Below are 231 nucleotides of genomic sequence, written 5' to 3' on the forward strand. Positions count from 1 at the left end.
GTCTGGATCCTGCAGGGCGTCCAACGTACCGGACTGTCGCTGATCTATAGCCTGATCTGGCAACGACGCCAATGGGTTCATTTATCTGTCTAGCCACCGGAGGCCAGACCATGCGCACCAGCACAGTGATTGCCCATCGCGGCGCCAGTCGTATGGCACCGGAAAACACCCTGGCCGCCTTCCGGCTCGCCCAGCAGGCTGGTGCCAGCTGGATAGAAGTGGACGTTGCCC

General features: G+C 61.5%; 1 protein-coding gene. It reads left to right on the forward strand.

Going from position 1 to position 231, the window contains the following annotated elements:
* Positions 1-110: 110 nt before the first annotated feature.
* A partial coding sequence (locus Q4563_RS23935) for a glycerophosphodiester phosphodiesterase family protein (protein WP_442903880.1) occupies positions 111-231 on the forward strand: 121 nt, incomplete at its 3' end.

The organism is Gilvimarinus sp. 1_MG-2023 (genome assembly GCF_030548285.1).